The 21,617-nt window shown below is 59.7% G+C and carries 22 protein-coding genes; 11 read left to right on the forward strand and 11 right to left on the reverse strand.

Features of this window, described 5'->3' with window-relative positions; all coding sequences use genetic code 11:
• Window positions 1–296 precede the first annotated feature (296 nt).
• A complete protein-coding gene (locus SIAM614_RS28430) occupies window positions 297–1,070 on the forward strand; it encodes an enoyl-ACP reductase FabI (protein ID WP_006939984.1) in 774 nt (257 codons plus the stop codon).
• A 378-nt stretch (window positions 1,071–1,448) separates the two neighbouring features.
• On the opposite strand, the gene SIAM614_RS32325 is transcribed toward SIAM614_RS28430, so the two are convergent.
• Window positions 1,449–1,805 (reverse strand): hypothetical protein, encoded by a 357-nt coding sequence (locus SIAM614_RS32325; protein WP_157140146.1) that lies wholly within the window; start codon window positions 1,803–1,805, stop codon window positions 1,449–1,451.
• 134 nt (window positions 1,806–1,939) lie between these two features.
• On the opposite strand from SIAM614_RS32325, the gene SIAM614_RS31590 reads away from it, so the two are divergent.
• Entirely contained in the window at window positions 1,940–2,863 is a 924-nt protein-coding gene (locus SIAM614_RS31590; protein ID WP_006939986.1) for a GGDEF domain-containing protein, read from the forward strand.
• 19 nt (window positions 2,864–2,882) lie between these two features.
• On the opposite strand, the gene SIAM614_RS30995 is transcribed toward SIAM614_RS31590, so the two are convergent.
• The gene (locus SIAM614_RS30995; RefSeq protein ID WP_050789520.1) at window positions 2,883–3,371 is read right to left on the reverse strand and encodes a TetR-like C-terminal domain-containing protein; all 489 of its coding nucleotides are present in this window, start codon (window positions 3,369–3,371) and stop codon (window positions 2,883–2,885) included.
• A 229-nt stretch (window positions 3,372–3,600) separates the two neighbouring features.
• Between SIAM614_RS30995 and SIAM614_RS28445 the strand changes: the two genes are divergently transcribed.
• A complete protein-coding gene (locus tag SIAM614_RS28445; protein WP_157140147.1) occupies window positions 3,601–4,395 on the forward strand; it encodes a MipA/OmpV family protein in 795 nt (264 codons plus the stop codon).
• A gap of 24 nt (window positions 4,396–4,419) precedes the next feature.
• Here the strand turns inward: SIAM614_RS28445 and SIAM614_RS28450 are convergent, their stop codons facing one another.
• The 8 genes from SIAM614_RS28450 to SIAM614_RS28485 form a co-directional block, all read right to left on the reverse strand.
• Window positions 4,420–4,821, reverse strand: a complete 402-nt coding sequence (locus SIAM614_RS28450; protein ID WP_006939990.1) for an MAPEG family protein — start codon at window positions 4,819–4,821, stop codon at window positions 4,420–4,422.
• A gap of 123 nt (window positions 4,822–4,944) precedes the next feature.
• A complete protein-coding gene (locus tag SIAM614_RS28455) occupies window positions 4,945–5,328 on the reverse strand; it encodes a VOC family protein (RefSeq protein WP_006939991.1) in 384 nt (127 codons plus the stop codon).
• Window positions 5,329–5,469: 141 nt separating this feature from the next.
• Window positions 5,470–6,714, reverse strand: a complete 1,245-nt coding sequence (locus tag SIAM614_RS28460; RefSeq protein ID WP_040441406.1) for an RNA polymerase sigma factor — start codon at window positions 6,712–6,714, stop codon at window positions 5,470–5,472.
• The gene (locus SIAM614_RS28465) at window positions 6,683–7,075 is read right to left on the reverse strand and encodes a YciI family protein (protein WP_006939993.1); all 393 of its coding nucleotides are present in this window, start codon (window positions 7,073–7,075) and stop codon (window positions 6,683–6,685) included. Before SIAM614_RS28465 ends, SIAM614_RS28460 begins: the two co-directional genes overlap by 32 nt.
• A gap of 164 nt (window positions 7,076–7,239) precedes the next feature.
• Window positions 7,240–8,223, reverse strand: coding sequence for an iron exporter MbfA (gene mbfA, locus SIAM614_RS28470; RefSeq protein ID WP_006939994.1), 984 nt, complete (start codon window positions 8,221–8,223; stop codon window positions 7,240–7,242).
• 185 nt (window positions 8,224–8,408) lie between these two features.
• On the reverse strand, window positions 8,409–9,803 hold the full coding sequence (locus SIAM614_RS28475) for an aspartate aminotransferase family protein (protein ID WP_006939995.1): 1,395 nt from the start codon (window positions 9,801–9,803) through the stop codon (window positions 8,409–8,411).
• A gap of 31 nt (window positions 9,804–9,834) precedes the next feature.
• On the reverse strand, window positions 9,835–11,307 hold the full coding sequence (locus SIAM614_RS28480; protein ID WP_081455383.1) for a glutamine synthetase family protein: 1,473 nt from the start codon (window positions 11,305–11,307) through the stop codon (window positions 9,835–9,837).
• A gap of 85 nt (window positions 11,308–11,392) precedes the next feature.
• Window positions 11,393–12,112 (reverse strand): GntR family transcriptional regulator, encoded by a 720-nt coding sequence (locus SIAM614_RS28485; RefSeq protein ID WP_081455384.1) that lies wholly within the window; start codon window positions 12,110–12,112, stop codon window positions 11,393–11,395.
• A 157-nt stretch (window positions 12,113–12,269) separates the two neighbouring features.
• Here SIAM614_RS28485 and SIAM614_RS28490 point away from each other — a divergent pair, with 157 nt between their 5' ends.
• The 7 genes from SIAM614_RS28490 (at window position 12,270) to SIAM614_RS32330 (ending at window position 20,363) form a co-directional block, all read left to right on the forward strand.
• Window positions 12,270–13,658: a glutamine synthetase family protein gene (locus SIAM614_RS28490; protein WP_006939998.1), complete on the forward strand. Its 1,389-nt coding sequence runs from the start codon at window positions 12,270–12,272 to the stop codon at window positions 13,656–13,658.
• A 149-nt stretch (window positions 13,659–13,807) separates the two neighbouring features.
• Complete coding sequence (locus tag SIAM614_RS28495; protein ID WP_006939999.1) at window positions 13,808–14,902, forward strand: polyamine ABC transporter substrate-binding protein; 1,095 nt, start codon at window positions 13,808–13,810, stop codon at window positions 14,900–14,902.
• A 79-nt stretch (window positions 14,903–14,981) separates the two neighbouring features.
• Window positions 14,982–16,139: an ABC transporter ATP-binding protein gene (locus tag SIAM614_RS28500; protein WP_006940000.1), complete on the forward strand. Its 1,158-nt coding sequence runs from the start codon at window positions 14,982–14,984 to the stop codon at window positions 16,137–16,139.
• 9 nt (window positions 16,140–16,148) lie between these two features.
• Window positions 16,149–17,078 carry an ABC transporter permease subunit gene (locus SIAM614_RS28505; protein ID WP_006940001.1) on the forward strand — a complete coding sequence of 310 codons (930 nt, stop codon included), beginning with the start codon at window positions 16,149–16,151 and terminating at the stop codon, window positions 17,076–17,078.
• Window positions 17,075–17,899: an ABC transporter permease gene (locus tag SIAM614_RS28510; protein ID WP_006940005.1), complete on the forward strand. Its 825-nt coding sequence runs from the start codon at window positions 17,075–17,077 to the stop codon at window positions 17,897–17,899. Before SIAM614_RS28505 ends, SIAM614_RS28510 begins: the two co-directional genes overlap by 4 nt.
• A gap of 149 nt (window positions 17,900–18,048) precedes the next feature.
• Window positions 18,049–19,203 (forward strand): GNAT family N-acetyltransferase, encoded by a 1,155-nt coding sequence (locus SIAM614_RS28515; RefSeq protein ID WP_006940006.1) that lies wholly within the window; start codon window positions 18,049–18,051, stop codon window positions 19,201–19,203.
• 392 nt (window positions 19,204–19,595) lie between these two features.
• On the forward strand, window positions 19,596–20,363 hold the full coding sequence (locus SIAM614_RS32330) for a GNAT family N-acetyltransferase (protein ID WP_157140148.1): 768 nt from the start codon (window positions 19,596–19,598) through the stop codon (window positions 20,361–20,363).
• A 10-nt stretch (window positions 20,364–20,373) separates the two neighbouring features.
• On the opposite strand, the gene SIAM614_RS28525 is transcribed toward SIAM614_RS32330, so the two are convergent.
• Entirely contained in the window at window positions 20,374–20,619 is a 246-nt protein-coding gene (locus tag SIAM614_RS28525) for a DUF6460 domain-containing protein (RefSeq protein ID WP_006940008.1), read from the reverse strand.
• Window positions 20,620–20,917: 298 nt separating this feature from the next.
• Between SIAM614_RS28525 and SIAM614_RS28530 the strand changes: the two genes are divergently transcribed.
• On the forward strand, window positions 20,918–21,613 hold the full coding sequence (locus SIAM614_RS28530; RefSeq protein WP_006940009.1) for a CoA transferase subunit A: 696 nt from the start codon (window positions 20,918–20,920) through the stop codon (window positions 21,611–21,613).
• Window positions 21,614–21,617 lie beyond the last annotated feature (4 nt).

Raw genomic sequence — 21,617 nt, forward strand, 5'->3', positions numbered from 1 at the left:
AGGGATCTCGTCACACGAGATCCCTTTTTTGTTGCGGACACACCTTTGCCGGCGGGTCAGAAACCGGATTGCAGTTCGTCAGTGGATTGAAACATCCGGTTACAGGGTGTGAATCGCGTTGTCACAAGACTGACTTATTATACGCCTTATGGTCTGGCGGCGAAGTAATTTGCCGGCGAACCGGTCGCCGCTGATCAGGCAAAGTGGCGGCAAATCGAGATGCCGGGGCCTTGCCTTTCGTTTCCCGGAATTCACTACCGCAGGCCGGTTTCGGTCCCCAGCAGGAATGTCGCTCAATGGCCGTCACTCGCACTCTCGAAACGCTCTTCGATCTGAGGAAGCCCGCCGTCAAGACCAACAAGGTGCTTGTGGTCGGGGTCAGTTCCAAGCGCTCGCTTGGCCTGGCAATCGGTGAGCACATGCATCAAAACGGCTGGGAAACCGTTCTGACGTCGCGCCGGCCTGAAAAGCTGGCTGCGAAGACACCGCATCACGACATCCGTTTTCTGGACTATCCGCACTCCATCGATGCGATCGACGATCTGACCGACCTCACGGGAATGGTCTTCTGCCTTGCCAAGACCGACGTGACCGAGGCCGGGCAGGGCGGGCTTCTGGGCACGAGCGAAGAGAATTTTCTGAAGACGATCAGCACCAGTTGTTATGCCTTCATTGCCCTTGTACGCGAGGTGCAGCGGCGCAACCCGAATCTCCGGTCTGTTGTCGCGCTGACCTTTCTGGGCGGTGAGCGGGTGGTTCCCGGTTATGAGGTTCTTGGCGTCGCCAAGGCAGCCCTTGAGCATTCCGTCCGGGCGCTGGCTTCGGAGCTGGGGCATGAGAACGTGCGTGTGAACGGGGTTTCCGCCGGCGCTGTCCCGACCACGTCGTCGCGAGTGCTGCCCGATTTTCGCAAGGTCCATGAGGTTCTGTCGCGCCAGTCGTTCCTGCGCCGGGGCGTTACCGCAGAGGAAGTCGCCGGAGCGACAGCTTATCTGCTCAGCGACGTGTCCGGCGGCATGACGGGTGAAATCCTGCAGGTCAACGGCGGATTGCGTCACACGGTGCTGTAACGGCCCCGTCCCGTTTCGCGCTGTGTGCAGCAGTCGCGGACCGGGGTTGCTTCTTCCTTGTAACCTTCATGAGATTACGGCCGCCACCGCGTGCGGAGCGGCCTTGTCACGCCCAAATACTCTCCAGGACCGACGGTCAGACCAAAAGACCAGGGCATATAAACCCGCAGCGCACAAAATTAATGCATACTTTCTTGTACGTTTTTATTAGATCTTTAGACTAACACCGTCATTACACGGTCCATGGTTCGGCGGGCTCGACGACCGGAACCTTCCAAAACAAAAAGCGCATTTCAGGAAGTGTGGAACGCTCGGCAGCGAATGCCTGAACTATTTTTATTCGCTCTGCCGGAGATGGAGAATGCTGTGGTCGCAAATTTATGCAGAAAGGGTGGTATCCTGGACCGCATCGCACGGTTCGACCTCTGCGTACCGCTGTTGCTGGGCCTTGTCGTTTTCCTGATCTGCCTCTTTGGTATTCTGACGCGACCTGTAGGCTTTCTCGCTGCGATCTGGCCAGCCAACGCGGTTCTCCTCGGCCTGATGATACGCCTGCCGAATTCGGCCGGATGGCAGGGCTGGTTTGCCGCTGCCGCCGCCTATCTGGCTGCGGACCTGTTGGCCGGGTCGACGCTGGAAAAGTCGGTTCTCCTGAATGCCGCCAACATGGCTGGGGTGGTTGCCGGATATCAGGTCTACAAGTGTTTGCCCGCTGCTTCCAGCCGGCTGCAACACCCGGTTTCTCTCATTCATCTTGCGATGGCCTCGGCAATAGCTTCATCCGTCGCAGGGATCGTCGGAGGCATTGCAAATCCGGTCCTGTTCGGTGGGAGTGTCTTTCGGGATGGATCTTCTGGTCGACCACCGAGTTGGTCAATTACATCTCTTTCCTGCCGGTCGTGCTCTCCGCTCCGAAACTGGATGGGACTCATACCGATTTTCCCGCGCGGATCAGGCAGTTCTGGCAGGAAAAATGGGCGCCTCTGATTTTGCTTCTGGTGTCCTGCATCGCAGGAACGCTTGTCGGCGGACCTGGCGCCATCGCCTTTCCGGTCCCGGCGCTATTGTGGTGCGGTCTCGTCTATCCGGTGTTCCCGACCACCATCCTTACGCTCTGCATCGGCGTCTGGGGGCTGGTCATCCTTTCAAATGGGCTCGGCGACAGCGCATCGCTTCAGCTCGACGTGATGACGCTGGTCTCGATCCGTCTCGGCATTTCCCTCGTTGCGCTGGCCCCAATCATGCTGTCCTGTGTGACGCAAAACCGGAATGCCCTGGTGGGCCGTCTGCAATACCTTGCCACCCACGATCAGCTTACGAACGTGCTGAACCGGAACGCCTTCCGGGAAGAGGCCGCCCGCAGGCTTGCTCTCGGGACAAGCGGCTTTGCCCTGCTGATGGTCGATCTCGATGATTTCAAGGCGGTCAACGACACCCACGGACATGCCACCGGTGACACCGTGCTGGTCAATTTCGTCCACCGGGTGAAAAACACCCTGCCGCCTGGAAGTCTTCTTGGCCGCATGGGCGGTGAGGAATTTGCCGTCTTGATCCCGGACTGCCGGCAGGTGGATGCCGTGGCCGAAGCGGAAAATATCCGTCAAAGCGTCGGGACTGAGCCGGTTCCGGCTGGAGACGGCAAGGAAGTTCGGGTCACCGCAAGCCTCGGCGTTGTTGCTGTCGAGCACGGTGACGCAGACAGTCTGGACACACTGCTGGCCGAGGCAGACCGGCTTTGTTATCTGGCAAAGAAACGCGGCCGCAACCGCGTGGAAGCCATTGAAGAGACGTGAAGCTTCCAGCCTGGCTGCGTCAATCTTCTTTCTTTCCGGTCAGATAGCGCAACTGCGGAAAGATCTCTTCCAGCGCCGGGTCCCGTCCGGTTTCCGCATTGGCGGTGTAGAACTGCCGATTGGCCTTCAGGTTGGCATAGCCGTGGATGAAGGCCCACAGCATGGTTTCAACGGACGTCCGGTGCACCGGATTTTCGCAATTGTCCGCAAAGAGCCCTTCCGAGACTTCCCTTAGAACCGCATAGGCTTCCTGGCTGGCCGGTTGAAGGTCCGGATAGATATCGATCCGGCGTTCCATGGAAAACATCAGCCGGAACAGATGCGGGTTTTCTTCCACGAAAGCGATGTAACCGCGTGCGCTGGCAAGGATCTGCGAGCGGGCGTCTTTCTCCGCGTCCGCCATGTGGCGGCGCATCGTCCCGGCAAACTGCCTGAAGCCTTCCGTTGCGATGGCAGCCTGGAGAACGGCGAGATTGGCGAAGTGGTTCTTCGGCGCTCCGTGCGACACGCCGGCACGCGCAGCACAGGCCCGAAGCGACAGGGCTTCCAGACCATCTTCACGCAGAATGTCCAGTCCAGCCTGGATCAGAGCCTCTTTCAGGTTGCCGTGATGATATTTCGGGTCGCTCAGCTTCTTACTCCAAAGTAGACACTGTCAACATTTTCGTTGACGGCACGGAATTCGATATATAGACAGTGACAACATTGCTGGGGTCGCAATGCAGAAGGGTTGTCTTATGTCGTCTAAGTGTTATGTGCGGGCTAGCCTCCTTGCAAGTCTCGCCCTTGCCGCAGCTCCGGCCAGGGGGGAGGAGCAGACGGACTGGAGCGTCCTGGTCGGCGCCGGCCCCTTCTTTGGTCCGGAGTATCTGGGCTCAAAGGATTATGGGTTTGTACCCGGCATCATCGCGTCGGTGCAAAAAGGGCCGTATTTCGTCAAGTTCAACGGCTTGACGGCAACCGCCAACGTGCTGCCGTTCGAGAGCGTTTATGCCGGTCCCCTGATTGGCTACGGCAGCGGCCGTAAGGATGTGTCCGACAAGGTCGTCGACAAACTTCCGGATGTGGACGAGGAACTTTGGGTCGGGGCCTCGGTTGGCGGCGGCTACGCCGGTCTGCTGCTGGATCGCGACTCGCTCGGGGCCAGTGTCGACATCGCCCACGACGTCATCGGCGACAGCGGCACCACGGCAACCTTCAGTCTGGGCTATGAAATCAATGCCACACAGCGGTTGGCTTTTGGCCTCGATGTGTCGACGACCTTCGTCGACGGGGCCTATGCCGATGCCTATTATTCCGTGACCGCAAAGGGCGCGGCCGCAAGCGGCCTGAAGGAATACAAGGCCGACGCCGGTTTCCGTGACGTGAGCGTGGATGTGTCCTCAAGGTTCGCGGTTACCGAACATTGGGGCGTCGGCGGTCTTGTTGGCGGCTCGGTGCTTCTCGGCAGCATGGCCGACAGCCCGATTGTCGAAGACCGGGGCGAAGCACTGAGCGGCCATGGCGGCCTGTTTCTCTGGTACAAGTTCTGACCGCCAGCGGGCAGGGCTCACCGTTCACTGACGGAAAAGCTGTGCCAGCACAAACCCCGGAAAGATCAGCAGCGGTGCCAGCGTCAGGATCATGCCGATGGCGCGGCCGATGCCGAAACCGGACGTGACAAGCGTGCCGTAATGCAGAATACGGCCGACCAGCAAGGCGCCGCCGACGGACCAGAGCAACACCCCTGGTGCTCCGGCAAGTTCCGCGGCGCCCATGGCCAGCAGGCACATCGGCGCGGTTTCCGTAAAATTGCCATGCGCCCGCATGCGCTTCAGCAGGGTTCCATCACCTCCATCCATAAACTGGATACCGCTTTTGGCTCGCCGGAGGCCGACGGCCACGGTCATAGGCACCTGCAGCAAGGCAAACACAGCAACAAAGAGAGCCGTCACCGGCAGAAAAATCATCGCTTGCATAAGGGAATTCCTTCGAGAAAGTCCTGTCGAAAGACGGACGCGGGTTGCTCGCCTCAGGCGAGCCCCGGCGTAAGGCCGGGGCGGCTGAGGGGTTGAACGTCATGTGCCAATCGCCAGGCGCTTTCACGCGTTGGCGGGCTCACTGTATTTGATCATCGCGATGACACCGCCGAGCGGGTCGATGATTGTCGCCATGCGGCCGACGTTCGGAATGTCCATCGGTTCCATCGCCACCGTTGCTCCGAGCCCGCGCGCCTTTTCGACACGCGCATCGACATTGTCGACCGTCACGTAGGGCAGCCAGCGCGGGCTGTCGGTTTCCATCGCAGGAAAGCCGCCAATCATCTCGTCATTGTTCAGGATCATCGTGTAGGGGCCGACACCCACATCCACGGTTTTCGTTTCCCAGCCGAGCAGGTCGGAATAGAAGGCCTGCGCCTTGGCGCCGTCAGCGCAGTGAAGTTCCATCCAGCTGAATGCGCCATGGGTTTGCGACGGAGTGCTCATGTCTTTCGTCCTCATCGTTGAACAGTTCACCTGGTCGAGCCAGGTGATCAGAGGACGGTGGGGAAGGGAGAGATCCGACAGGAGCTGGAAAAAAATCTTCTGGGCATATTGGGTCTCAGGCTTCGATAGCTGGAGACGTGGTCACTTTCGTGAAAGACCGCTCATCTTCTCGAGGATGTGGGCGCGGTCGACATCGGTTCCGGCAAAGTCCAGCGCGGTCCGAAAGGCCACCTGAGCCTCTTCATATCGGCCGAGGTCTTCCAGAAACGTGGCGCGCACAACATGGAAATTCGGGTAGCGCTCCAGAGAGCTGGAAAGCTTTTCCAGGCTGCCCAATGCCTCCTGCGAACCTTTCAGCTTCGCCTGGACCACGGCGCGGTTGAGTGCGACAACAGGCGAAGGTCGGATGTGTTGCAGTGCCCTGTAAAGCCGGTCGATCTCCGCCCAGTCGGTCTGAGCATAGGTGGCCGCCTGGGTGTGCGTGGCGGCGATGGCCGCCTCGATCTGAAAGGGTCCGGGCCGGGCCTTGCGCAGGGCGGCTTCAAGAAGAACGTTGCCCTCCGCGATCAGTGTCTGGTCCCAGAGCGAACGGTCCTGATCTTCCAGCGTGATGGCGCTGCCGCTCTCGCTGAGCCGCGCGCTGCGGCGGGAATGCTGGATCAGGCACAGGGCAAGCAACCCGCGCAGTTCCGGCTCTTCGGGAAAAAGCCGGACGATCAGTCGGGCAAGACGGATCGTTTCCTCGCACAGCGGCTCACGGATCAGGTGCTCACCCTGCGAAGCGCAATAGCCTTCGTTGAAGATCAGATAGATGGCATTGGCAACCGCTGAAAGCCGTTCGGAACGGGCGGTCCTGTCCGGCTCTTCATAGGTGAGGTTCGCCGCCTGCAGCCGCTTCTTGGCCCGCGTGATGCGCTGTTCCATGGTCTTGGGCTGGACAAGGAACGCACGGGCAATTTCCTCTACCGTGAGACCGGCAACGACTTTCAGCGAAAGGGCAATCTGCTGGTCCCGGCGCAGCACCGGGTGACAGCAGGTAAACAGAAGGCGCAGAATGTCGTCCCGGTAGACAGCATGATCCAGCGACTGGGTCAGGTCATCTTCCGGATGAGGGCCCTTTGAAAGCGGGGCGAGATCGTCCGGTGCCGTGAGCGTTTCCCTCTTGCGTTTGCGCAAGGCGTCGACACCGGCATTGCGTCCTGCGACGATCAGCCAGGAAACGGGATCGCCCGGCATATGGTCGGGTGACCAGGCCTTGAGGGCTCTGAGCGAGGCCTCCTGAAACGCGTCCTCGGCAAGGTCGATGTCGCCGAAGACGCGGTTGAGAGCCGCCAGCACACGCGGGCGGGCCGCCCTAAGATGCGTTGATAACCAGGCGCTCGGCATTCTTGAAATCAGCTCCCTCGAAGAACTCCACCGGGCGGATTTCAATGCGGCCATGATCGAGCGGCAGGATCTTCACCGCCTCGATGGCCTCTTCCAGCGTCGGGCAGTCGATCAGGTAAAAGCCCATGAACTGCTCTTTCGTCTCCGCAAACGGGCCATCGGTAACAACAAAGTCGTCGTTGTTCTTGTTGACGGTGACGGACGTTCCCGTCGACATCAGTTTGGTGGCAGCGGCGAAGGACTTGTTTGTCTTGGTGTGTTCGTGAAAGGCGCCGTGTTTCTGATAGATGGTGGCAAGCTCTTCCGGTGGCAGAGCATCGATGAAATCTTCACTGGCATAAATCAATACGGAAAACAGCATGTCGGTCCCTCCGGTTCCTTGGATTGATACCCGAGGAACGTTCAGGTGAGAGCTTAGCCGACAGCCGGACCAAAAAAAGAGAAAACTTGTCCGCCAGCCTCACCCCTGCTGCCCAAAAAAGGGGCAGGCGCTTGTCTCGTCAACGGACAGCTTTCAGCCAACGCCTATGCGTTGCCGATGAGAACACCTGCGGCAAAAACCAGTGAACCGCCAAGGACAACCTGAAAGGCGGCCCGCAGAAACGGTGTTTCCATGTAGCGGTTCTGGATCCAGGCAATCGCCCACAGTTCGATGAAAACGATGACGGCCGCGACGCTTGTTGCCGTCCAGAATTCGGGAATGAGATAGGGCAAAGCGTGGCCGAGACCGCCGAGCGCGGTCATGATGCCGGAGGCTAGGCCGCGCTTCAGCGGCGACCCGCGCCCGGACAACACGCCATCGTCATGGGCAGCTTCCGTAAAGCCCATGGAAATACCCGCCCCGACGGAGGCCGACAGGCCGACAAGGAAGGTCTGCCAGGTATCCTGCGTTGCAAACGCGGCGGCAAAGATCGGGGCCAGCGTCGACACGGACCCGTCCATCAGGCCGGCGAGGCCCGGTTGGACATAGGTCAGGATGAATTGCCGGCGTTCCGTCTGGCGCTCTTGCTCCTGTACGTCCTCAGGCGTGTGTTTTGCACCCAGGCGCTGGGCAAGGCTTTCGTGCCCCTTTTCGGCCATTGCAAGATCGCCGAGAAGCTTGCGGGTTCCCGCGTCCGTCGTGCGCTTGGCAGCTTCGATGTAGAAACGGTAGGCCTGCGCCTCCATGTCTTCTGCCATCGCCCGGACCTTTTCCAGCCCAAGCGGGCGCACGAGCCAGTCGGGCTTGCGGTCGTAGTAGCCACTGACGTGCTCGCGGCGAATGAGCGGAATCGTTTCGCCAAACCGGGCTCGGTGCTGTTCGATCAGCCGCCGCCTGTGCTGGTTTTCCTCTGCCGCCATGTCGTCGAAGACTTTGGCAGACTGCGGAAACTGCTCGCGCAGACCATCGGCATAAGCCTTGTAGATGCGGGCATCGTCTTCTTCGGAGGAAATCGCAAGCGCCAGGATTTCCTGTTCGGAAAGGGAGGAGAAATCCCGCTTTCCAAATCTGAAAACACGTCCGAACATCAATGCCTCTCACGATGGAATGCCATGGTGCGGGAGTTCCGCAATCGGCGCAGCAGAAATGGCCTGCCCTCAGTTGGACTGGCCGCTGGCAGGTTATGTTCGGATGTTAGCAAATAAAGCAATGCCGAACCGGTGCCAAGATGACGCATGTTCCATCGTCATGGCAACCGGTCCGGCAAGAGTGGTTAGCCGATCCAGCCGTCGCGCTTCAGCACCTGATAGGTCTCGTCGAGGGTCTTCTCGGCGGTCTTCACCAGAATGTCGGCTTCTTCATGGGTCAGCACCAGCGGCGGCGAGATGATCAGGCTGTCGCGCACCGCGCGCATGACCATGCCGTTGCCGAAGGATATATCACGGCAGATGGTGCCCGCGGTGCCCACGTCCTTGAACGGCCGATGCGGGTTCTTCTTGTCCGGAACCAGTTCCAGCGCCCCGACAAGGCCTGCCATGCGGGCTTCGCCGATCAATGGATGGTCGGCCAGCTTCAGCCAGCGTTCCTTGAGGTACGGACCGATGTCGGTCTTTACGCGATCGACAAGGCTTTCCCGCTCGATGATCTCCAGATTGGCGAGCGCAGCCGCGGCACACGCCGGGTGACCGGAATAGGTGTAGCCGTGATAGAACTCCTCGCCGGACATCATCAGCCCCTCGGTCACGCGGTCGGACACCATGACGCCGCCCATCGGCAGATAGCCGGAGGTCAGGCCCTTGGCGATCGGCATCAGGTCCGGCTTCATGCCGTAATGGGTCGAACCGAACCATTCGCCGAGACGGCCGAAGCCGCAGATGACCTCGTCGGAAACGAACAGGATATCGCGCTCGTCGAGGATGCGGCGGATTTCCGGCCAGTAGGTCTCCGGCGGAATGATGACACCACCCGCGCCCTGGATCGGTTCGGCGATGAAGGCCGCGACCTTGTCCTCGCCAAGTTCGTCGATGGCTTCTTCGAGCTTGCGGGCTGCAAAGACACCGAACTCTTCCGGGCTCATCTCGTGGCCTTCACCGAACCAGTACGGCTGGTCGATATGATGGACACCGGGAACCGGAAGATCGCCCTGCTGGTGCATGCCCTTCATGCCGCCCAGACTGGTACCGGCAAGCGTGGAGCCGTGGTAACCGTTCCAGCGGCCGATGATCACCTTCTTGTCCGGTTTGCCCATCTTGTCCCAATAGGTGCGGACCATGCGGAACACGGTGTCGTTGGCCTCGGAGCCGGACGAGCAGTAGAACACCCTGTTGATGTGATCGGGCGCAAGTTTCGCCAGCTTTTCCGACAGGGCGATCGCGGGCGGATGGGTTGTCTTGAAGAACGTGTTGTAATAGGACAGCTCGTTCATCTGCTTGTAGACCGCGTCCGCAATTTCCTTGCGGCCATGGCCCACCTGCACGCACCAAAGACCGGCCATGCCGTCCAGGATCCGGTTGCCTTCCGAATCCGTCAGCCAGATGCCGTCGGCATGGGTAATCACCCGGCTGCCTTCCTGATTCAGCGACTTCATGTCGGAAAACGGATGCCAGTGATGGGCGGCATCGAGTTCCTGAAGGGCCTTGGTCGGATAGATGTTGGAATGGGCCGTCATTGGCGAACGCTCCGGATAGTGACAGGCGGGATCAGACGTTGAGCAGCAGGTATTCCCGCTCCCAGGGGCTGATCACGGACATGAAGGTTTCAAATTCCTCGTATTTGATCGCTCGGTAGGTGGCGACGAATTGCTCGCCGAACACCTCGATCATCTCTTCGGATTTTTCGAACTTGGCGAGAGCCTCGGGCAGGCCGCGCGGCAGGGACTTGGACCGTTCCGAGCAGTCGTCGGACTTCGGAGAATCCGGCTTCAGCCCGTGGACCATGCCCAGATAGCCGCAGGCAAGGCTGGCGGCGATGGCGAGATAGGGATTGACGTCGGAGCCCGGCACCCGGTTTTCCAGACGCCGCGCCTGGGCGTTGGAATAAGGCACGCGCAGGCCAACCGTACGGTTGTCGTATCCCCAATAGACGTTCACCGGCGCGGTCGAGGTCTTGGAGAACCGGCGGTAGGAATTGACGAAGGGCGCCATGATGCAGGTGACCCGCGGCAGGAACCGCTGATGACCGGCGATGAACGACAGGAATGCCGGGGTTTCATCGCCGTTTTCATCGGCAAAGATGTTGAGCCCGGTTTCCTTGTCGACCACCGACTGGTGAATGTGCATGGCCGAACCGGGCTGGTTCGACATCGGCTTCGACATGAAGGTGGCATACATTTCGTGACGCAGCGCGGCTTCGCGAATGGTGCGCTTGAACAGGAACACCTGGTCGGCCAGGGCCAGCGGGTGGCCGTGGCGCAGGTTGATCTCCATCTGCGCAGCACCTTCCTCATGGATCATGGTGTCGATCTCGAGGCCCTGCTGTTCCGACAGGTCGTAGATGTCGTCGATCAGGTCGTCGAATTCGTTCAGCGCGGAAATCGAATAGGACTGGCGGCCGACTTCAGGACGGCCGGACCGGCCCCGGGGCGGTTCCAGCGGATAGTCGGGATCGGTATTCGGGCGGACGAGGTAAAATTCGATCTCCGGGGCCACCACCGGCTCCCAGCCCTTGTCCTCGTAGAGCTTCAGAACGCGTTTCAGTACGTTGCGCGGCGCGGTTTCTACCGGATCGCCCTGGCGCGTAACGGCATCGTGGATGAGCTGCGCGGTCGGATCGCTTTCCCAGGGCACCGTGGTCAGGGTGCTGTAGTCCGGCTTGAAATAGAGATCGCCGTCAATCGGATTGTGCTGAAACCAGTCGTCGTCGTCCGGATAGTCGCCCGAAATCGTCTGCGCGAAGATCGAGGCGGGCATGGTCATGACGGGCCCGGAGAAGAATTTCCCCGTCGGCATCATCTTGCCGCGGGCAACACCGGCAAGGTCCGGCACGATACATTCTATGTCCTGGATGTTGCGCGCGTTGAGCCAGTCACGGGCGGCGTCGACGTCCGGGACGCCGCGCAGGCTGTCGAGCGGGTTTTCGCTTTCGCTGGCAGGCGTTTCAGCAGTCACAAGAAGCTCCAATGGTTTGGCACTCTGGCCGGGGCAGGGAAGGCCATTTGGACGGTAAACAGGCATGTGATCAAGTACCTGTCTGCGAAGGGCTGCCCCGGGTCGGAGAAATCATTTTGTGATCACAAAATGACACGACTTGAGAAAAGGATCAACCGCCTGATGCGTTCGACAGGATTTCCTTGCCCAAAAGTCCCATTCCGTCGGTGATATCGGCCTCGATCGCAGCGCGCAGTGCAGCGCTGTCCTGCTCTTCAATGGCGCGGATGGCTTCCTTGTGCCGGTCTTCCAGGCTGGCGGTGCCGACCCGTCCATAGACCGTGCGCATGAACGGCGCGAACTGCAGCCACAGACTGTCGATCAGAGGCAGAAGAACCTTGGACCCGGACGCCCTGTAGATGCGGAAGTGAAAGGCATGGTTCAGCCGCATATAGGCTTCGGCATCACCGCTGATCAGGCGTTGGTCGATGTCGTCATCGATCGACCGAAGATCCTTCGCGTCCCGGGATGTCAGGTGCGGAAGGGCCAATTCCGCCAGTTCCGGTTCCAGCAGCCGTCTTGCTTTCAACACCTCGTCGAATCGCGCCGGCGTCATGTCCGGCACCTGCACCCGCCCGTTGGGTTTGACTTCGAGAGCGTTCTCCGCCGCAAGCCTTTGCAGCACTTCGCGCACCGGCATCGGGCTGACACCCAGTTCCGCCGCAAGCCCCCGTATCGTCACGGCTTTTCCGGGAATGAAGCGGCCCGAGAGCAGACCGGATCGCACGGCGGCATCGACCTGTCCGCGGGTCGCGCCGCGAGACGTCGAGGGACCGGTGGCCTCCTTCACAGGGCCGGATTGCAAAGCGGATCGCCGTAGGGCCAAAGACATCCTCCCGGGCAAGTCAAACGGTCAATTTATGCGTTCCCGCTTGACAGGGTTTTCCGAAAGTGATCACATTTTTAAAAAGGACGCAAACAAAAGCTGCCGGCTACCGCAGGAATGCGGACGGTCCAGTCCAGCAAGACGCAGGGGCGTAAAACTCTAAATGAACGAGCTTCCCCACCAGATCCTCGAGCATCCGGCGCTGCCCGGTTGGAAGACGGATTTCGAGGCCTTCATGGCCGCTCATCCAGATCTTGATACGCTCGAGGTCATTCTGCCCGATACCAACGGCGTGCTGCGCGGAAAGTGGCTGCCGGGCAAGGCGCTGGAAAAGGTATTCGAGGGCGGCGTTGCCTTTCCCTATTCGCTCTACGGGCTGGATGTGTGGGGTCGCGAGGTCGAGTCCACCGGCATGCATCTGGAAACGGGCGACAAGGACGGCGTCTGCTGGCCTATCCCCGAAACGCTGAAACTGGTTCCCTGGGCCGACCGCAAGACTGCCCAGGTGCTGCTGTCCATGTACGACCGGGACGGCGAACCGTTCCTGGCCGACCCGCGCCACGTTCTGGAGAACATGGTCGACCGCCTGAAGGATGAATTCGGCGTGACGGCCACCTGCGCCTTCGAGCTGGAGTTCTACCTGTTCGAGGAGAGCGACGGCGACTGGACCGAGCAGCCGAAACCGCTGTTCTCCACCCATCTCGGTCCAGCACGGCAGAACATGTATGCCCTGTCGGATCTGGAAGCCCTGCTGCCGGTGGTCGATGATCTGCGCCGGGCCTGCGAAGTTCAGGGCATTCCGGCCGATGCGGCGGTGTCCGAAGCCGCGCCCGGCCAGTTCGAACTCAACCTGCACCATCGCCGCAACCCGTTGCTGGCCGCCGACGACGTCGTCATGCTGCGCCGCCTCGTGGCGGGGGTCGCCCGCAAGCACGAACTCAAGGCATCCTTCATGGCCAAGCCCTTCGTGGAATGGCCCGGCAACGGCATGCATGTGCATGTGTCCATGGAAGACGATAACGGCAATTTGTTCGCGGACCCGAAAACCGGCGCCGACAGGCTCGGTTATGCCATCAACGGTCTGTTGAAGACGATGCCGGAGGCCCTGCTTCTGTTCATCTCGACCTTCAACGGCTTCCGCCGGATGCAGCCGGGGTCCTATGCTCCGGCTTCCATCTGCTGGGGCTACGACAACCGGTCCGTTGCCTTGCGGGTTCCGGCCTCGACACCGGAGGCGGCCCGTGTCGAACACCGGATCGCCGGAGCCGACGCCAATCCCTATCTTGTGCTCACCGGCGTTCTTGCCGGTATGATGGAAGGCCTCAGGCTGAAAAAGGATCCGCCTGCTCCCGTGACCGGCAACGCCTACGAGAAGCGCAAGAAGCGCCTGACGCCCTGGATGGACGAGGCCATTGATGCCTTTGAAGCCTCGAAGCTGATGAAACAGGCAGTCGGCAAGGAAATGCACAAGGTGCTTACGGAGATCAAACGGGAGGAACTGAACGAATTTGGGCGGGAGATCTCGTCGCTTGAGCGACAGACGTATTTGTGATCGGCTGTTGCCCAAAATCGACGCTGGACAAAAACCGGCACCATAGCCAATCTGCGGGACAGACAAGACGCAAAAGCGCAAATGTCCATTTGCATTCAGGCACTAGGCCACCAGAAGGCCGCAAACAAAACTCTGAGGGGAGTTCTCAAATGACGTTGAAATCCATGTTGACCGGAGTCGCCGTTCTCAGCCTGATGAGCGGTGCCGCATTCGCCCAGGACAAGGTGGTGAATGTCTACAACTGGTCCGATTATATCGACGAAACCATTCTGGAAGACTTCACCAAGGAAACCGGCATCAAGGTCGTCTACGACGTGTTCGACAGCAACGAAGTGCTGGAAACCAAGCTGCTGGCTGGCGGCACGGGCTACGACGTCGTCGTCCCCACCGGAACCTTCCTGGCCCGCCAGATCCAGGCAGGCGTCTTCTCCGAACTCGACAAGTCCAAGTTGCCGAACCTGTCCAACATGTGGAAGGACATCGAGGCGCGCGTCGACAAGTACGATCCGGGCAACAAGCACTCCATCAACTACATGTGGGGCACGACCGGCTTCGGCTACAATGTCGAGAAGGTGAAAGCCGCCCTCGGCGACAACCCGCCGGTGGATAGCTGGGATCTCCTGTTCAAGAAGGAGAACATCGAGAAGCTGAAGGATTGCGGCGTGTTCATTCTGGACGCTCCGACCGAGCTGATCCCGGCGGCGCTCAACTATCTGGGTCTTGATCCGGACAGCAAGGATCCGGCGGAAATCGAAAAGGCCGGCGAGCTGCTGATGTCGGTACGTCCGTACATCCAGAAGTTCCACTCTTCCGAATATATCAACGCGCTCGCCAACGGCGATATCTGCCTGGCGGTCGGCTGGTCCGGCGATGTTCTGCAGGCCCGCGACCGTGCGGCGGAAGCCGACAATGGTGTGACCGTCGAGTATTCGATCCCGAAAGAGGGGGCGCTGATGTGGTTCGACCAGATGGCGATCCCGGCGGATGCTCCGCACAAGGAAGAAGCGCACGAGTTCCTGAACTACATCATGCGCCCTGAAGTCATGGCGAAGGCCTCCAACGTGGTCTACTACGCCAACGGCAACAAGGCTTCGCAGGAATTCCTCAACGAAGACGTGATCGGCGATCCGGCGATCTACCCGACCGAGGAAGCGGTGAAGAACCTCTACACCGTCACCCCTTATCCGCCGAAGGTGAACCGGGTCGTGACCCGCACCTGGACCGCGGTCAAGAGCGGGCAGTAAGCGAACGCGAACCGCCGGGCCCTTCCAAGGGTCCGGCGTTTTTGGTTTTGTGCGGGTCTCTTAGGGGTGGGAGATTGTTTTGGCGAAGAAATCGATTGGACCGGTTCGTCGGGCGTACAGCCCATGGGACGATCCGGAAAAAGCACCGTTTATCGAATTCCGGAATGTCACAAAGAAATTTGGTGATTTCACCGCGGTCAACAACCTGTCTCTGAAGATCTACGAGCGCGAGTTTTTCGCGCTGCTTGGTGGCTCGGGTTGTGGCAAGACCACCTTGATGCGCATGCTGGCGGGTTTCGAGACGCCGACATCCGGGCAGATCTTTCTGGATGGTCAGGACCTTGCCGGAATTCCGCCTTTCAAGCGTCCCTCCAACATGATGTTCCAGTCCTATGCGCTGTTTCCGCATATGAGCGTTGAAAAGAACATCGCTTTCGGCCTGAAGCAGGACAAGCTGCCGGCGTCCGAGGTCGATGCGCGCGTTGCCGAAATGCTGCGGCTGACCAAGCTGGAACAATTTGCCAAACGCCGGCCACATCAGCTCTCGGGCGGCCAGCGCCAGCGCGTCGCGCTGGCCCGTTCGCTTGCCAAGCGCCCGAAGGTGCTGCTGCTCGACGAGCCGCTCGGCGCGCTCGACCGCAAACTTCGCGAGGAAACCCAGTTCGAACTGATGAACATTCAGGAAGAACTGAAGATGACCTTCCTGATCGTCACCCACGACCAGGAAGAAGCCATGACCGTTGCGGACCGGATCGCAGTCATGGACAAGGGCGAACTGGTGCAGGTCGCCACTCCGGCCGAAATCTACGAAGCCCCCAACTCCAAGTTCGTGGCCGACTTCATCGGCGACATCAATCTGATCGAAGCCAACGTCATCGAGAAATCGGACGACGGCACCAGGCTTCGCTCGGTTGCGGATAATTTCTCCATCGATAGCGATCAGGTGACCGATGCCGCCGTGGGCGACCGGGTCTGGTATGCCATTCGTCCGGAGAAGGTGCGCATTGCGCAAGGTCGCCGCGAAAAGGGTGTTCCCAACAGGATCGACGGCGTCGTCTGGGACATCGCCTACCTCGGGGACATGTCCATCATCCATTCGAAAGTCGGCGACGACGACGGCGATACGCTGCGAGCCACATTCGCCAATGTCTCGCGCATGGTCGAAAACCCGATCACCTGGGATGACGAGGTCGTCATGTCCTTCGACCGGGATGCCGGCGTAATACTCAAAGGGTAGGAGGAAACGATGTCCGACGTACACGTTCCCGCCCAACCCAAACGATCGCTTGGCGGCTGGCTGCTGATCGCGGTGCCCTATGTCTGGCTGCTGATCTTCTTTCTGGCGCCGTTTCTGATCGTCTTCAAGATTTCCCTGTCGCAGGTGGCGGTTGCCATTCCGCCCTATGTGCCAACCTTCGATCTGGCGGAAGGCTGGAACGGCATCTGGGACAGTGTTTCGGAGTTCTCCTTCGAGAACTATGTCTGGCTGACGGAAGACGATCTCTACTGGAAATCCTATCTGTCCTCGGTGGTTATCGCAGCCATCTCAACGCTGCTGACGCTCATCATCGGCTATCCCATCGCCTATGGCATGGCACGCAGTCCGCAATCGTTGCGCCCGACGCTGCTGATGCTGGTGATCCTGCCGTTCTGGACCAGCTTCCTGATCCGCGTCTATGCCTGGATCGGCATCCTGAAAAACGAAGGACTTCTCAACCAGCTCCTGCTGACGCTCGGCGTCATCAACGAACCGCTGGTGATCATGAACACCAACATCGCGGTCTTCATCGGCATCGTCTATTCCTACCTGCCGTTCCTGGTCCTGCCTCTCTACGCCAGCCTGGAGCGGCTGGACGGAAGCCTGCTGGAAGCGGCCGAGGATCTCGGGTGCCCACCCTGGAAGGCCTTCTGGAAAATCACGGTGCCCCTGTCGCTGCCTGGTGTCATAGCGGGGTGTTTCCTGGTGTTCATTCCCGCGGTCGGTGAATTTGTCATCCCGGATCTTCTCGGCGGCTCCAACACGCTGATGATCGGCAAGACGCTCTGGGTGGAATTTTTCAACAACCGCGACTGGCCCGTGTCGTCGGCAGTCGCCGTGATCCTCCTGATGATCCTGGTGGTTCCCATCGTGCTCTTCCAGAACCAGCAGCAGAAAATGTCGGAGAGAGAAGGATGACGCGCGGTCCGACCTGGTTCAACATCACTTCACTCGTGGCAGGCTTTTCGTTCCTGTATCTGCCCATCTTGCTGCTGGTGATCTATTCGTTCAACGAAAGCCGGCTGGTGACCGTCTGGGGTGGCTTCTCCACCAAATGGTACGCCTCGCTGCTGCAGAACGATCAACTGCTCGACGCGGCCTGGGTGACCCTGCGTGTTGCTTTTGCCTCGGCCACCCTTGCAACGATCATCGGCACCATTGCCGCGCTTGTTCTTGTCCGCTCCGGACGATTTGTCGGCCGGTCGCTGTTTTCCGGCATGATCTTCGCACCGCTGGTGATGCCCGAAGTGATCCTTGGCCTGTCGCTGCTTCTGCTCTTCGTGGCCATGGATTATTCCCGTGGTTTCTGGACCGTGATGCTGGCACACACGACCTTTGCAAGCTGCTATGTGGCTGTCGTGGTGCAGTCACGCCTGGTCGGTTTCGACAAATCGATCGAAGAAGCGGCGGAAGATCTTGGCTGCCCGCCGGTCAAGACCTTCTTCCTGATCACCTTGCCGATCATTCTGCCCGGCGTCATCGCCGGCTGGATGCTGGCCTTCACACTGTCGCTGGACGATCTGGTGATCGCCAGCTTCACCACGGGCCCGGGGGCAACCACGCTGCCGATGAAGATCTATTCCCAGGTGCGGCTCGGCGTGACACCGGAAATCAACGCGGTCTGCACCATCCTTGTTGTTCTTGTCACCATGGGCGTCATCGCAGCCTCCATCGCGACCAAACGCCAGCAGGTGCAAAAGGAACGGGATGAACGAGCCGCTTTCGGCGCGGAAGGCTGAAAGAGAAACACAGCAGAGCAGGCCCTGATCGGTTAGACGGGTCTGCCTGCAATACTGAATTTTAACAAAACCATGCCTATATTGCAGGCAGGCGCTGCACCTATTAGGTGTGTTCAGGCCAGTGGTTTCGTATTGGGGTATTGCGAGTGATGGCATTGCGTGAAACAGAGCATCTGCTGGCTCTGGAAAGCCGCGCTGTATCTCGTATCAGGGTTCGTGAGATCAAGGCCCCGTCGCTGTCGCAAATGAACAGTCTTTGGGCTTCCCTGAAAGGCGGCGTGGTATCGACGCCATTCCAGACACCGGAATTTCTCGCAGCATTTCAGGACAGCGGTCAGAAGACGGGGGCAGGCGGATTTTCCGTCGGTGTTTTCGCAGAGCCCGGCGAAAGCGAACATCCCCTGATGCTGTTGCCGCTGGCGCGTTATCAGCGAGGCCCGATCCGTGTCGTCGGCATGCCGGACTTCGGACTGGCCGATCAGAATGCGCCGGTCATTGCAGCAGGATGCCGGCTCTCCGGCGATTGCCGGGCTGAAATGATCCAGGCGTTTCTGCAGCGTATCGCCGATGCAGACGTTGTCGACATTCACAAGCTGCACGAGCAGGTCGGCAGCCTGGAAAATCCTCTGAGTTTTCTGCCTGCAACGATCTCGCACAACAGCTCGCTTGTGCTTGATCTTCGAAGCGCGAATGCCTCCGGCAACTGGTGCGGAAAGTCCATTTACAAGAAGACCCGCTCCAAGTTCCGCAGGCTCGTGAGCGAAGGCGTCACGCTGGTCGAGGCGGTAACGCCTGAAGAGCGTGTCGGCCTGTTCAGAACCCTGGCCGCACAGCGCAGGGAACGGTTCCGCCAGCTCGGGCGGGTCGACAGCCTTGGTCGGGAAGACCGCTCGGCCTTCTATCTCCGCCTGGCGGCGATGGAAGCGTCGCCAACCCCTATCAAGGCCCTTGCGCTGAAGCAGGGCGAAGAGACCGTGGCTGCCATGGTGTTGATGATGACGGGTGCGCAGGCGACCGCTGTCCTCGTCTCCATCGGGGATCAGAAATGGCACGCCTTTTCGCCGGGTATGGTGTTGTTTTCCAAGGCGATAGAGCGGTCTTACGAGGCAGGCGTGCGCTGGTTCAGCTTTGGCACGGGTCAGCAGGAATACAAGCAGCGCTTCGGGGGGGAGGAACACCCCTCCCGCCGCTTGCTTATGCCCCTCAGCACACGCGGACGCCTGTTTGTCGGTGCCCGGGAAGCGCATCGCGCCGCACAGAACGTGCTTCAGATCGCGCTGCGCAGGAACGGAGTGGACTCGTGACCGAAATGCTGGCGATGGCTGAAAACGAGCCGTTCTGCGGGCAGTTGGCTGGGCAGGATCTTCATGTTGTCTGGCATGAGCAACCCGGTGCAGACCTTTTGCGTTCGCTCTGGGCGTCTCTTCCCGGCGGGGCGGTCTGTTCGGCTTTTCAGACCCGGCAATTCGTCGAGTGCTTTTTTCAGGAAATGGCACCTGCTGCCTGCGACACCTTCGGGGTCCTTGCCGCCTATCGAGCTGGCTTGCCGGACCCGTTTGCATTGCTGCCGCTGATCCGCCTCCGGAAAGGCCCGGTTCGCATCGCATCCACGCCCGACCTTGGCGTCGCGGACCAGAACGGCCCGGTTTTGAGCAAGGCGCTCGCAAGCGAAGGCGAAGAAACGGTGCAGGCGGTCATGGCCGCCATGATCGACGCCATTCCCGATGCTGATGTGGTGGACATCAAGAAACTGCACGCCTCGATTGGCAGCGCACATAATCCTTTCTTCCTGCATCCAAAGGCGAGTGCGGAAAGCTGCACCCTCTACCTTGATGCCGACGCGCTGCTTGCGGCCGGAGCGAGCTCCGGGAAAGGGATTTACAAGAAGACAAGTGGCACCTTTCGCAAGCTTCAAAATGAAGGCGTGCAGTTAGTCGAGGCGACGACCCCTGAAGAGCGCTTGCAAATTCTCGAGGCCCTGATGGTCTGCAGGGCGCAGCGGTTCAAAGCTCTCGGCCGCGCGAATTCCCTCAAACAGGACAACCGCGAGAATTTTTATCGCGCCCTTGCGGCCCAGGCGGGAGGTGGAAATCCGCTCAAGGTTCTGGCGCTGACGTCCGACGGTGACATTGTCGCCGTGGTTGCCATGTTGGTGGAAAATGGATGCGCGACCGGTATCTTGATTTCAATCGGGCCGGAGCAATGGCACCGGTTTTCACCTGGAATTGTGGTGCTCGTTCAATCCATTTATTGGGCGCGGGACAATAACATTCGGATCTACAGTTTCGGCACTGGTCTGCAGGCGTACAAAAGCAGGTTCGGCGCCATGGAGCAGTCAACGCGTCGCTTGCTTCTGCCGCTTACGGTCAAAGGCCATGCAGCGATCACGGCCCTGAAGGCCAAACAGGGTCTCCGGGAAACCGTTGATCGCTGGAAACAGCAGAAAACCAGTCAGACAGCCTGATCGGGACCTGTCATCCCGCCCGGGGTGGCCGGATCAGGTAGATGACCAGCCAGATCGGCACGACGATGAATGCGCCGAGGATCATGTTGGGAATGGCCCAGTCCCGAAACTCCAGCAGATAGATCCACAGCTCCAGCGGGCTCATGCCGACAGACCCCAGAATGTCCTGTGCGGTGATATTCACGAAGGAAAGACCCGCGCCGACGAGCAGCGAGATGACCGCGATCTTGAAGAATGTCGACAGAAACGGGAACACGGTGCGTGGTGTCTCTCAGTAGGCTCAAGGTATCCGGTGTGCTGGAGAGTGGTGATAACACCCCGCAGCCGGTGCTCAATTCTTGCCATTAAGAATTTACAAACCATAAACAACTTGCCGGAAACCGCCTAAAACCGCGCCGCAACGGCAGTTTGGCGTCGGGCATTGCGGGGCAAATCGATTAAGTGACGGGTCATTCATGTTTTTCGCTGCAACGCGGGAAAGAGCTCTTGACCCGGTCGAACCAAGCGGCGAATGTGCGCCTCACGCATGTAGCGGTCTTAAACGGGAGTGAAACATGAACAAAATTTATCCGGACGCAAAGGCCGCCCTTGAGGGGCTGACCTTTGACGGCATGACGGTGATGGCCGGCGGGTTCGGCCTCTGCGGCATTCCGGAAAATCTGATCGTGGCGCTCCGGGATTCCGGAGCCAAAGACATCACCGCCATTTCCAACAATGCCGGTGTCGATGACTTTGGCCTCGGTCTTCTGCTGCAGACACGCCAGATCAAGAAGATGGTTTCATCCTACGTCGGTGAAAACGCGACTTTCGAAAAGCAGTATCTGAACGGTGAACTTGAGCTGGAGTTCAACCCGCAGGGCACGCTGGCCGAGCGCATCCGTGCCGGTGGCGCAGGCATTCCGGGCTTCTACACCAAGACAGGTGTCGGCACGCTGATTGCCGAGGGCAAGGAGCACAAGGACTTCAACGGCGAGACCTACATCATGGAAACCGGCCTGGTGGCCGATGTGTCGCTGGTCAAGGCCTGGAAGGCCGACAAGGAAGGCAACCTGATCTACCGCAAGACCGCGCGCAACTTCAATCCGATGATGGCAACCGCCGGTAAGACCTGTGTGGTGGAAGTGGAGGAGCTTGTCGAGATCGGTGAACTCGATCCGGACAACATCCACACCGCCGGCATCTTCGTCGACCGCATCATCGTCGGCAGCCACGAAAAACTCATCGAAAAGCGCACCACGCGCGCAGCCTGAGGGA

Source organism: Roseibium aggregatum IAM 12614 (genome assembly GCF_000168975.1).
Lineage (GTDB): Bacteria > Pseudomonadota > Alphaproteobacteria > Rhizobiales > Stappiaceae > Roseibium > Roseibium aggregatum.

Coding starts and splice junctions, on each gene's coding strand:
- SIAM614_RS28430 (WP_006939984.1), top strand. CDS start 297: ATGGCCGTCACTCGCACTCTCGAAACGCTCTTCGATCTGAGGAAGCCC.
- SIAM614_RS28445 (WP_157140147.1), top strand. CDS start 3,601: ATGTCGTCTAAGTGTTATGTGCGGGCTAGCCTCCTTGCAAGTCTCGCC.
- SIAM614_RS28450 (WP_006939990.1), bottom strand. CDS start 4,821: ATGCAAGCGATGATTTTTCTGCCGGTGACGGCTCTCTTTGTTGCTGTG.
- SIAM614_RS28455 (WP_006939991.1), bottom strand. CDS start 5,328: ATGAGCACTCCGTCGCAAACCCATGGCGCATTCAGCTGGATGGAACTT.
- SIAM614_RS28460 (WP_040441406.1), bottom strand. CDS start 6,714: ATGCCGAGCGCCTGGTTATCAACGCATCTTAGGGCGGCCCGCCCGCGT.
- SIAM614_RS28465 (WP_006939993.1), bottom strand. CDS start 7,075: ATGCTGTTTTCCGTATTGATTTATGCCAGTGAAGATTTCATCGATGCT.
- mbfA (WP_006939994.1), bottom strand. CDS start 8,223: ATGTTCGGACGTGTTTTCAGATTTGGAAAGCGGGATTTCTCCTCCCTT.
- SIAM614_RS28475 (WP_006939995.1), bottom strand. CDS start 9,803: ATGACGGCCCATTCCAACATCTATCCGACCAAGGCCCTTCAGGAACTC.
- SIAM614_RS28480 (WP_081455383.1), bottom strand. CDS start 11,307: ATGCCTGTTTACCGTCCAAATGGCCTTCCCTGCCCCGGCCAGAGTGCC.
- SIAM614_RS28485 (WP_081455384.1), bottom strand. CDS start 12,112: ATGTCTTTGGCCCTACGGCGATCCGCTTTGCAATCCGGCCCTGTGAAG.
- SIAM614_RS28490 (WP_006939998.1), top strand. CDS start 12,270: ATGAACGAGCTTCCCCACCAGATCCTCGAGCATCCGGCGCTGCCCGGT.
- SIAM614_RS28495 (WP_006939999.1), top strand. CDS start 13,808: ATGACGTTGAAATCCATGTTGACCGGAGTCGCCGTTCTCAGCCTGATG.
- SIAM614_RS28505 (WP_006940001.1), top strand. CDS start 16,149: ATGTCCGACGTACACGTTCCCGCCCAACCCAAACGATCGCTTGGCGGC.
- SIAM614_RS28510 (WP_006940005.1), top strand. CDS start 17,075: ATGACGCGCGGTCCGACCTGGTTCAACATCACTTCACTCGTGGCAGGC.
- SIAM614_RS28515 (WP_006940006.1), top strand. CDS start 18,049: ATGGCATTGCGTGAAACAGAGCATCTGCTGGCTCTGGAAAGCCGCGCT.
- SIAM614_RS32330 (WP_157140148.1), top strand. CDS start 19,596: ATGGCCGCCATGATCGACGCCATTCCCGATGCTGATGTGGTGGACATC.
- SIAM614_RS28530 (WP_006940009.1), top strand. CDS start 20,918: ATGAACAAAATTTATCCGGACGCAAAGGCCGCCCTTGAGGGGCTGACC.